Raw genomic sequence first — 8,860 nt, 5'->3', positions numbered from 1 at the left:
GACAGCTTCATATTCACCTTGATTGAGCTTTTTTAACAGTGTCGAGTTACAAAAGGCTCCTGTTCCTACATTATAGCAAAAGGACACTAACGCCGCGAATTGTTCATCCGTTAATGAAACTGTAACAGCGCGTTCAACAGCATTTTCAAATTGTCTTAAGTCTTGGCAAAGAAGTTCTTCTGCTTGCTTTTCAGTGATTGTCATGCCTTCGTAAATAAAAGGTTTTCCAGCACTGTTTGTATGTCCATAACCGATTGTCCACATCCCAATGGCATCTTTATAGGCGTTCAAACGCAAACCTTCCCATTGTTTGATAAGTGCAAGTCCTTCTGATGATATTTTTCGCATATGCTTCTCCATAAAAAAAGCTCCGCAAAAAGCAGAGCTGGATTAAAAAATTGATATTTTTCCTATTTGAAAGGATGGCTTGTTAAAACCTATGTAGCTTGTTCATTGGAACAAAAGAATGTATTTGACATTATCTATTATGTAGCATATAAACTACAAATGTTTATTGTTAAAAAAACACACTATTTTACAGAGTGGTTAGACTCGTTAAAAGACAAACAAGTGCAAAAGAAAATTGCTGCACGTATTTTCCGCCTTGAATATGGGCTTCTAGGAGACGTGAAATATTTCCGTGGCATTGGTGAACTAAAAATAAATTATGGACCAGGCTATAGGATTTATTTTGTAAAACAAGGGAAACAAATCATTTTGTTATTAAATGCTGGTGATAAATCCACACAACAAAAAGATATCGAAAAAGCCCTTCAATTAGTAAAGGAAATGAAACATGGAAATTACTAAATTTGATGTAAGTGAATATTTTAATACACCTGAAGACTTTAAGATCTTATTAGATGATGCTTTAGAAACCAAAAATAGTGGCTATATTGCACATGTATTAGGTATTATTGCGCGTAAACAAGGAATGACAACTGTTTCTCAAGAGACAGGACTAAATCGCGAGTCTCTTTATCGTTCTTTAAGCGATAAAGGTGATCCACGCCTTTCTACTTTTCTTAGTGTGTTAAGTGCATTAGATTTACAAATGAGTTTAACGCCTATCCAAAAGAATAGTAAAGAGCAAACAGCTTTAGAAGAAGCCTCTTAATCCCCTCCCCATTTTTGAGAACGGGGAGGGGACTTCTGTTTTTGAACTTAAGCAACCTTTTTAATAGGGCTCTCGAAATTTGGTTCATAAGCGCGCAACAAAGAATCCATGCTATGTGGCGGTTCGGAAGCTCCAAAATCTGTCAAAATTGCCAAGATTTTTGTAATATTGGGTACGTCATCTTGAAGTTTTAAAATCAAAACCTTTTCTATTGCATTCATAGTTTGAACCAGAGCACTACAATCTTTGTCGCTCACATTTTCATCATTAGAAAATTGAGATAATGCTATCCATAAATCGCATAAGAAGTTGGTATCTATCTTCATTGTACACCTCCATGAATTTGCTCTCTCAAACATGCCAATCCTCTGGAGGTAATTTTTGTTGAAGGGAGTACCTTTTCTGTACCATCTGGTCTTTGAATGGTGATAGCAGGGCAATCCATAAAGCCTTTCTTGATTTTATCCTGATAAGGTAACAGAGGCGCCCCTGGAGCCCGTCGATAGACCCAATCATGTTTACGCAAGTAATCGGTTAAATCTTTTGGTCGTACCTCCAACATCTTTGCTGCTTCAATAAGACCAAACAGACCATCAGAGCGTTTTAGACCTTCTAAAGCTTCTGCTTTTGGAGTCAATTCGGCAATAACATGATCTTTCTGCTCAATTTGACTTTGTAAGTGATTCAAAACACCAAGTAATGCTTCGGGTTTGGAATAATCAACTTGTGGTGTTGCTACTTGTCTTTCCAATTCTTGCCAGCGGTCAATAATCTTTGCTCGTAAAGCAGTGCTGTAACCCGAAACAAGAATTAAACATTCACGCTTAGGTAAGTTATAACAAGGGCGGCTTTCACCTTTTGCATCAACGTAAGTGCCGATAAAATCAACCGGCTCAAATTTGAGCTCGTTAAATATTTGCTTGATATCGCGCATAACATTCTTATGCTGCTTACTACACACCTCCGCAATTTCAATGCTAGACATAGTTTGAATGGTAGCTCCACTAGAGGTACCTTCTTTAATTTCTATAAGAGTGTTCATGTGAACTCCTATGCAGTTAGACGTTTGTTAATGACACTCCATAAAGAGTGCCGGGCGCTAACAAACACGGTGCATAGTCCGTCGTTACGCTTTCCTCGTGAGAGTATTGTATAGCGCAACTACACCCGACAAAGTCATTATATGCCACACGCATACAATGAGTCAAAGTCTTTAATGTGCGGAGAAGAGATTGTGTCGGCAATCCATCCGCTATGCATTTAAGGTGTTTGTTAGGCACCTGATTCGATTATTCATATTGTCGACATAATGTCAAGTGGCAATGTAATGTTTTTATAAAAGTAATCCGTTAAATCCTTTGGTCGCACTTCAAGCATCTTCGCTGCTTCTATCAAACCGAATAAACCATCAGAACGTTTTAAGCCTTCCAAAGCTTTTGCTTTGGGCTCTAACTCAGCAATAACATGATCTTTCTGCTCAATTTTACTTTGTAAGTGATTCAAAACACCAAGTAATGCTTCGGGTTTGGAATAATCAACTTGTGGTGTTGCTATCTGTGGTGTTGCTACTTGTTTTTCCAATTCTTGCCAACGGTCTATAATTTTAGCTCGCAAGGCAGTGCTGTAACCTGAAACAAGAATTAAACATTCACGCTTGGGTAAATTATAACAAGGGCGTGTTTTTCCTTGTTCATCAATATAACTGCTTAAAAATTTAGCCGGCTCAAATTTGAGCTCGCTAAATATTTGTTTAATGTCTCGCATAACATTTTTATGCTTCTTACTACATACCACCGCAATTTCAATGCTAGACATAGTCTGAATGGTAGCACCATTAGCAGCACTTCCTTTAATTTCTATAAGAGTGTTCATTATGAACTCCTATTGGTTAGACGTTTCTTAATGACACTCAATTAAAGAGTGCCGGGTGCTAACAAACACGGCCAATAGTCCGTCGTCACACTTTCCCCGTTAGGGTATTGTATAGTGTAACCACACCCGACAACATTATTATATGCACGTAGCATACAATGAGTCAAAGTCTTTAATGTGCGGAGAAAAGATTGGTTCGGCAATCTATCCGCTATTGGTTTAAGGTGTTTGTTAGGCACCTGATTCGATTATTCATATTGTCGCCACATTGTCAAGTTGCTTTCGATATTTTTTTTGCACTTTTGCTAATTTGGCTTATCTATCCTCCTCGTCCATATGGATTATGCCTTCGCCTTCGTCGCATGCGTTTGGTGGGGCGTTTGGATCAAGGGTATCGTCCTTGTCTGGTGTGGTGTTTGCAACGTTTCCAGCCGCATCTTCTTGCGCTTTATCAAAAAGTTCGCACTCTATTTTTGTGGTGTAACCACCCGTTTTATCAAGTTTGTGCTTAACGCTCTTGATGCGCCATTCTGCTGGAATATAGGGGCGGAAAGGGGGCTCCTGAACAAGCTTTGCTTCTGCTTGCACAAACGGATCACCACCGATATCACATGAGAAAGAAGACTTACCGCGTGATGATTTATTGCGATAAGCAGCAATGGCCGCAACAGCCTCTGATTGATTATGGTAGGTGTATTTGAGTTCATGAAACGGTGGGTTACCAACTTTGACTTCTTTTTTTTCACCACTGCGGATATCATGATAGGTTGCAAGAACACCGCCTTTTTTCTCTTTGTCTTCCTCTTCTTTCTCAGGTGTTGTTTCTGCTTTTTGCGATTCAGATGATGATGGTGCTGCTTGATCACTGTCATCCATATGGATAAAGTTTTCATCATCATCAATCTCTTCTGGCTCTCGTGCATCAGCGGCGGCTTTTTGATCATCTCCTGCTTCTGTTGCTAAGCCATTGGCTGCTCCTGCTTCATCCCGTGCGCTATATTTAAAATCCCAAGAGGTACAGAGTTTTTCATGGATAATAACAACGGGGAGTGTTTCACCAGTGATAGCTTTGCCTTCACCCCGTCTAGCTAAAACAAGCTTGCCATCAACGGGTTTTGCTACCGCATCATAGTCTTCTGCAAGGCGTGTGGCAAAAGCCATATCGCTCTCAGAAGTTTGATCAATGTGACGCACAACGATTTTTGCAAGAGAAGGATCAACCTTTGGCGTATAGCCATTGCGCTCTGCTATCTCTTGAACAATACTGCCAAGGGTTTGTTGGTGATAGGATTGGCTTTTGGGGGTTCTGTAAGACGTGTTCATAGAGGCGGCGCGCCCTGTCACGCTTAAGCTTTGGGGTGGGCTGCTTACAGAGATTTCATCAATTAGATAGGCTCCCATATCGCGGTTTTTGCCCCCTTCATAGCCAAGTGTGACAGAAATAACTGTCCCGATAAGAGGAATATCAAGAAAGCCGTTATCACTGTCACGTGCGCGGTCATCAAGCTCTATAGTGATACGATCACTTTTGTTTTCTGCTTCATCGGTAATTTCAATTGATAAAACATAATCCATGAGCATTCTTGTGATGTCCTCTCCATTTGCCATCACTGTGCAAAAAGGTTTCATGATTGACTGCCCCAAATTCTGATCACTGGTGTGGCTTTCGGATAGGGGAGGGTTGGTAAGAGTATCGTGATGCCTGCTTTTAAAATGGGTCCATAGACTGCAAGACCAAAATTCGCTGCATAAACGCGTTCAACAGCAAGGGCTTGTTGACCCTTTGCATAGTATCTCCAGCAAATGGCATCAACCATATCGCCATCTTTTGTTACGTAAAGATCACTCATAGCTCTTCACCATATTCTCTTAACTTTATTGTAAATTCTTGTTTTTTTGGGGTGCCGTTATGATGAAAAATGCTTTGTTTTTCCTCTACAGAAAGAATGACAAACTTACCTAAGATTTTGCCTTGACCGGTCACAAGAATGTGAGGTCCCATATGCGCTATTTGTCGTAAATATTCGAGCTGTCTGTGACCACCTTTGAAATCTGGATAAATCACACCCGCTAAAGAAAACTCCGCATTTGCAACAGCTGGCAATTGAAGAGCCGCCTTTCTCCCCAATCGCCCTTGCTCCACCCATGGAACACCATAAGACATATCGAGGGTTTGATAAGCTGCTGTTTCAATCGAAAAAATAAAACCACCTAAAGCTAACATCATGGTATTTAATCCGAAAGGCTAGAGGCTATAGCCAAGCGTTGCTGTTTTGCATAGCGTTCAAGTGCTTGATTGACAGCGTCTCTGATTTCGTCTTTGAGACCATTTGGTACTGAAATATTGAGATTTGTAATGGTTACACGGGCGTCTACTTCAACGGGTTTGTGAACCGTAATAGGCTTTGGAGCTTTAAAGGCACCCGCTTTATTTGTTGCCTGCATTTGTCCTGTTTCAACGACACTTGTATTAAAACCACTCTTGCGTTTTTCAGCTGGGGTATTTGTAACCACTGCTGTATCCAGCATTTTTTTTGCCCGTGCATTGGTTTCTTCAGTAAAGGTTTTTAAAGTTTGGGTTGAAGTCTTATTGATTGAAACATTAAAGCCTAACTTTTCTTTCACCCAATTAGGCATCCAGCTGGTTAATTTATTCATCATATTGCTAAAACCGTTATACAGATCATCCCATTGGCTTTTGATACCCTCCCACAAGCTACCAATGAGATTGGCACCAGCTTCCATTAAATCAACGCCAAGCAACCATTTAATGAGTTCATTGATTCCTTTTGCTATCCAATAGAGTGGTGAAAAGTTTTTAAAGAGCGTAAAGAGATTATTGAAAATATTACTACATAAGCTGTAAAAAGAATCCCACAAGTTGCTTATGAAGCTTACTACCGTATCCCAATTTTTGTAGAGTAGATATCCAGCTCCAACAAGGGCAGCAATACCGCCAATGATCCAGCCGATAGGAGTGGTCATGATTGCGATACCAAGCGATATAAAAGAGGATGCAGCGGCGATTATTGCTGGAATAACTGAAGCTATAAGAACTACTCCAACTGCGGCTAAAGATGCGGCTACCCAGCCATTGAGTTTATCCCAATATTTATAGACTACAACAAGAGCTGCGATGCCGCCAATTAGCCAACCGATAGGTGTCGTCATTATAGTATAGCCAAGTGTGACAAACGCTGCTCCCGCTGCGGCTAATGCGGTAATGAGTGGACCAAAAATGAATGAACCAAGTGCTACAAGTCCTACCTTAAAGAGGGTTATTTCACCAATCAGAGGTTCTAGCCATTGGAACCAGCCTTTAATCCTCTCTGTGAGATCACTGATACCTTTTCTCAAATCAGAGGTAGGATTAAGCAAATCATTAAAGACTTTTTTTACGCTTTTAGCCCATCCAGCAACGGTTGTTTGAATGAGGTCGCGGTTTTCATCAATCAACTTTGAAAAACCGTCAATCATGTCATTGATGACGGGCATGAAACGCGCGCCAATAAAGCTCGCGATACCGCCTATTTTTTTCTTAAAAGCACCAAGCTTATCACTTAAATCTGCGGCATAGCGTGCAACATCGGCACCTATCAGCCATTTTCCTTTCCGCGCCTTTGCAAACAGCTCTTTAATGGGTGCCATGCCTTGTGCAAGCATGGTAGCCATTTCTTTACCATCACCACCAAACAACAGAGCAGCAATATGCTGTCTTTGTGCTTGATTCTTCATCTTACTCATCTTGTCGGTAATTTCTTCCAACAAGACAGAAGTGGATTTGAGTTTTCCAGAAGTGTTTTTGACAGAAATGCCAAGTGCTTCAAAGCCCATCACGCCTCTTTTTTGTCCGGCATATGCTTGTGCCGAACGCCTATTTAAAACCGCTAAGGATTGTTGAAAGAGTTCGGCGGAAGTGCCTGAATTATCGGCTGCATCACCCCATAATTGAAGTGATGCAACACTCATATTTAAATGGCGTGATGCGTGATAAAGACTATCGCCCAGATGCATGGTTTTCATGGTAACGGCGGTCACACTTGCCACAAGACCACCACCGGCAAGCCCTAAAGCACCAGTAAAGACTGAAGCACGGCTTGCCGCCACTCCAAGAGCACTTTGAACACCTTTCAAACTTGACGTCATGTTTTTGACAGCAGCAGAAAAGCGCGGAATACTCAATCTCAGTGAGAGTGTTTTTGACAATGTATCGAATTTTTTTTGAAGATGTTTGAGAGGTGCGGTGAGTTTGTCTTCAAGAGATAATCTCACCTTTGCATCAGCAACTTTTTCACTCATTTTGTCTTATACCTTTCTGCTGCTTGATTTCGCCAAAAGACCAATTCTTCCAGTTCCATTTCCATCATGTCTGAAAGTGGCCAATGAAAAACAATGGCAATATCGGCTATGAGTTTCGCGGCAGTTTCGCAGTCTTGGAAGCCCGCCGACTTGAAAAAAAATCTATAATCTCACGAATATCTTCCATGTCATAAGGATCAATTTCCTCAACGGCATCTATAGGCCAGCCAGAAAGGCGTGAAGTAATGAATTCTAACTGATCAGCATCGTCTTCCTTAAAGGTCGCTTTTAAGTCTTTATATTTCGGGCGCCGTAAGGTGATTTCGGTATGTTCTTTTCCTTCAAAGGTAATCGGTACAAGTAATTTATGTGTAATGCTTGTTTGTACTGTCATTTTTATAATCCTAAGTTTTCTCTATGATCTGCGAGTTGATTGACGCCATTGAATCTCCTCACCATGTTGAGGGCGTCTATCTCAACAATTTCAACGTCCTTCTGGACATATTTAAAATACTGCAATGTAAATGTAGCCGTGGATGTAGCTTTGCTCCCCGGTTGCCATTCTGCCATTTCAAAGCCTTTGCATAGTCCTCTCATGGTAATGACAACACCTTCTGCAGGTGTGCCTTGCGCTTGCATTGAACTGCGTAATGAAATGTTGACATCAGTGCGCCCCAACAGTGCCATCAACTCTGGAGAGCAATCAGAAATGGTCATGGTGAGAATGAGGGTTTCAAGACCAAGGTCAACTTCAATGGAGCTATCCATGCCTCCGCCACGATAGTTTTCAACGACCAAATTCAAATTCGGTAATGTTACGCTTTCACATTTTGCTTGATAGGGAATACCGTCGACAAAAATGTTAAAATATTTCAAAACTCTTGGTAAAACGGGGATAGCCATTAAAAGATCTCCTCTAAATAATCATTCACAATGTGTGAACGGAACGTGATATGTTCTGCGGGTGTTGTGGGGGTGAATTCGACATTGAAATAGACTCTACCGCTCTCAATGGCGCTTGCTGTATTAAGCTCTAGATCAGGCGTACAACGCCCACCAAGAATGGCGCCTTGTGCTTTTAAATCACGCAAATAGGCATTGACGCTTTCACTCACGTCATGCATGTAGGTTTTTTTGATATTGCGGTCGACAGCCCATAGATGCCCGCGCAAAATGGCGTCATTAATCATATCTGCGGTTCTCACCACCGATAAGAAAGCAAATTTTGTATCACTTGAAAGGGTGCGATTACCCCAAAGACGATAACCATTTTCGCGGATAATTGTTGTGATGTTTTGTTCGTTAAGAAGGTTAGCGCGGCTTGATCTGTCCCCAATGGAAAAATCAATGGGGCGCGCAGTTCCAACAATGCCATTGATCACTTTGTTTGAAGGAGAATGCCAAAAACCGTTATCGAAATCAGTTTTGGCAATGACACCTGCAACTGCTGCGCTTGCTGGCTGTTCTACAATTTTGCCATTACGATTCACTTTTACAAATGGATCAATAAGAATGGCGCGCTTTGAATCAAAATCTTTTGCTGTGCTAAGGGCTGCTTCATCTGTGCTGTTT

General features: G+C 41.1%; 13 protein-coding genes and 1 pseudogene. 2 read left to right on the top strand and 12 right to left on the bottom strand.

The features are described from left to right. Nucleotides 1-348, bottom strand: a 348-nt coding sequence (locus tag ACFIK2_RS06715) for a lysozyme (protein WP_375677056.1), incomplete at its 3' end; no start/stop codon positions are given. 159 nt (nt 349-507) lie between these two features. Here ACFIK2_RS06715 and ACFIK2_RS06710 point away from each other — a divergent pair. Both ACFIK2_RS06710 and ACFIK2_RS06705 read left to right on the top strand, forming a co-directional pair. Beyond that, the gene (locus tag ACFIK2_RS06710; protein WP_006589072.1) at nt 508-810 is read left to right on the top strand and encodes a type II toxin-antitoxin system RelE/ParE family toxin; all 303 of its coding nucleotides are present in this window, start codon (nt 508-510) and stop codon (nt 808-810) included. Beyond that, nucleotides 797-1,117 (top strand): addiction module antidote protein, encoded by a 321-nt coding sequence (locus ACFIK2_RS06705; RefSeq protein WP_012231054.1) that lies wholly within the window; start codon nt 797-799, stop codon nt 1,115-1,117. The genes ACFIK2_RS06710 and ACFIK2_RS06705 overlap by 14 nt, the downstream gene beginning before the upstream one ends. 47 nt (nt 1,118-1,164) lie before the next feature. Here ACFIK2_RS06705 and ACFIK2_RS06700 read toward each other — a convergent pair whose 3' ends face one another. The 11 genes and pseudogenes from ACFIK2_RS06700 to ACFIK2_RS06650 form a co-directional block, all read right to left on the bottom strand. Next, on the bottom strand, nt 1,165-1,443 hold the full coding sequence (locus ACFIK2_RS06700; protein WP_375677055.1) for a hypothetical protein: 279 nt from the start codon (nt 1,441-1,443) through the stop codon (nt 1,165-1,167). Further along, on the bottom strand, nt 1,440-2,159 hold the full coding sequence (locus ACFIK2_RS06695) for a phage antirepressor KilAC domain-containing protein (protein ID WP_375677054.1): 720 nt from the start codon (nt 2,157-2,159) through the stop codon (nt 1,440-1,442). Before ACFIK2_RS06695 ends, ACFIK2_RS06700 begins: the two co-directional genes overlap by 4 nt. A 287-nt stretch (nt 2,160-2,446) precedes the next feature. Beyond that, nucleotides 2,447-2,989, bottom strand: a pseudogene (locus ACFIK2_RS06690) (Rha family transcriptional regulator); the annotation flags it as partial. 315 nt (nt 2,990-3,304) lie between these two features. Beyond that, nucleotides 3,305-4,618: a contractile injection system protein, VgrG/Pvc8 family gene (locus tag ACFIK2_RS06685; RefSeq protein WP_375677053.1), complete on the bottom strand. Its 1,314-nt coding sequence runs from the start codon at nt 4,616-4,618 to the stop codon at nt 3,305-3,307. Further along, entirely contained in the window at nt 4,615-4,839 is a 225-nt protein-coding gene (locus ACFIK2_RS06680; protein ID WP_375677052.1) for a tail protein X, read from the bottom strand. Before ACFIK2_RS06680 ends, ACFIK2_RS06685 begins: the two co-directional genes overlap by 4 nt. Then, the gene (locus tag ACFIK2_RS06675) at nt 4,836-5,216 is read right to left on the bottom strand and encodes a phage tail protein (protein WP_375662884.1); all 381 of its coding nucleotides are present in this window, start codon (nt 5,214-5,216) and stop codon (nt 4,836-4,838) included. Before ACFIK2_RS06675 ends, ACFIK2_RS06680 begins: the two co-directional genes overlap by 4 nt. Nucleotides 5,217-5,221: 5 nt before the next feature. Then, nucleotides 5,222-7,288, bottom strand: coding sequence for a phage tail protein (locus tag ACFIK2_RS06670; protein ID WP_375677051.1), 2,067 nt, complete (start codon nt 7,286-7,288; stop codon nt 5,222-5,224). Beyond that, nucleotides 7,285-7,347, bottom strand: a complete 63-nt coding sequence (locus tag ACFIK2_RS06665; protein WP_244395846.1) for a GpE family phage tail protein — start codon at nt 7,345-7,347, stop codon at nt 7,285-7,287. Before ACFIK2_RS06665 ends, ACFIK2_RS06670 begins: the two co-directional genes overlap by 4 nt. A 47-nt stretch (nt 7,348-7,394) precedes the next feature. After that, on the bottom strand, nt 7,395-7,682 hold the full coding sequence (locus ACFIK2_RS06660; RefSeq protein WP_375626896.1) for a phage tail assembly protein: 288 nt from the start codon (nt 7,680-7,682) through the stop codon (nt 7,395-7,397). Between the two features lie 2 nt (nt 7,683-7,684). Beyond that, nucleotides 7,685-8,191 carry a phage major tail tube protein gene (locus tag ACFIK2_RS06655; protein ID WP_375640736.1) on the bottom strand — a complete coding sequence of 169 codons (507 nt, stop codon included), beginning with the start codon at nt 8,189-8,191 and terminating at the stop codon, nt 7,685-7,687. Continuing rightward, the coding region (locus ACFIK2_RS06650) for a phage tail sheath family protein (RefSeq protein ID WP_375677050.1) at nt 8,191-8,860 on the bottom strand (670 nt) is incomplete at its 5' end. The genes ACFIK2_RS06650 and ACFIK2_RS06655, both read right to left, overlap by 1 nt.

This window comes from Bartonella sp. AP88XZML, from assembly GCF_042195565.1.
In the GTDB taxonomy this organism is placed as follows: Bacteria; Pseudomonadota; Alphaproteobacteria; order Rhizobiales; family Rhizobiaceae; genus Bartonella.
The sequence above is the reverse complement of the archived record's forward strand: the minus strand, read 5'-3'. Positions and strand labels throughout refer to the sequence as shown.

What these genes read in the sequence shown, in the direction of transcription:
- ACFIK2_RS06680 (WP_375677052.1), bottom strand. Translation starts at nt 4,839, where the DNA reads ATGAGTGATCTTTACGTAACAAAAGATGGCGATATGGTTGATGCCATT.
- ACFIK2_RS06710 (WP_006589072.1), top strand. Translation starts at nt 508, where the DNA reads ATGTTTATTGTTAAAAAAACACACTATTTTACAGAGTGGTTAGACTCG.
- ACFIK2_RS06685 (WP_375677053.1), bottom strand. Translation starts at nt 4,618, where the DNA reads ATGAAACCTTTTTGCACAGTGATGGCAAATGGAGAGGACATCACAAGA.
- ACFIK2_RS06695 (WP_375677054.1), bottom strand. Translation starts at nt 2,159, where the DNA reads ATGAACACTCTTATAGAAATTAAAGAAGGTACCTCTAGTGGAGCTACC.
- ACFIK2_RS06660 (WP_375626896.1), bottom strand. Translation starts at nt 7,682, where the DNA reads ATGACAGTACAAACAAGCATTACACATAAATTACTTGTACCGATTACC.
- ACFIK2_RS06700 (WP_375677055.1), bottom strand. Translation starts at nt 1,443, where the DNA reads ATGAAGATAGATACCAACTTCTTATGCGATTTATGGATAGCATTATCT.
- ACFIK2_RS06655 (WP_375640736.1), bottom strand. Translation starts at nt 8,191, where the DNA reads ATGGCTATCCCCGTTTTACCAAGAGTTTTGAAATATTTTAACATTTTT.
- ACFIK2_RS06670 (WP_375677051.1), bottom strand. Translation starts at nt 7,288, where the DNA reads ATGAGTGAAAAAGTTGCTGATGCAAAGGTGAGATTATCTCTTGAAGAC.
- ACFIK2_RS06675 (WP_375662884.1), bottom strand. Translation starts at nt 5,216, where the DNA reads ATGATGTTAGCTTTAGGTGGTTTTATTTTTTCGATTGAAACAGCAGCT.
- ACFIK2_RS06705 (WP_012231054.1), top strand. Translation starts at nt 797, where the DNA reads ATGGAAATTACTAAATTTGATGTAAGTGAATATTTTAATACACCTGAA.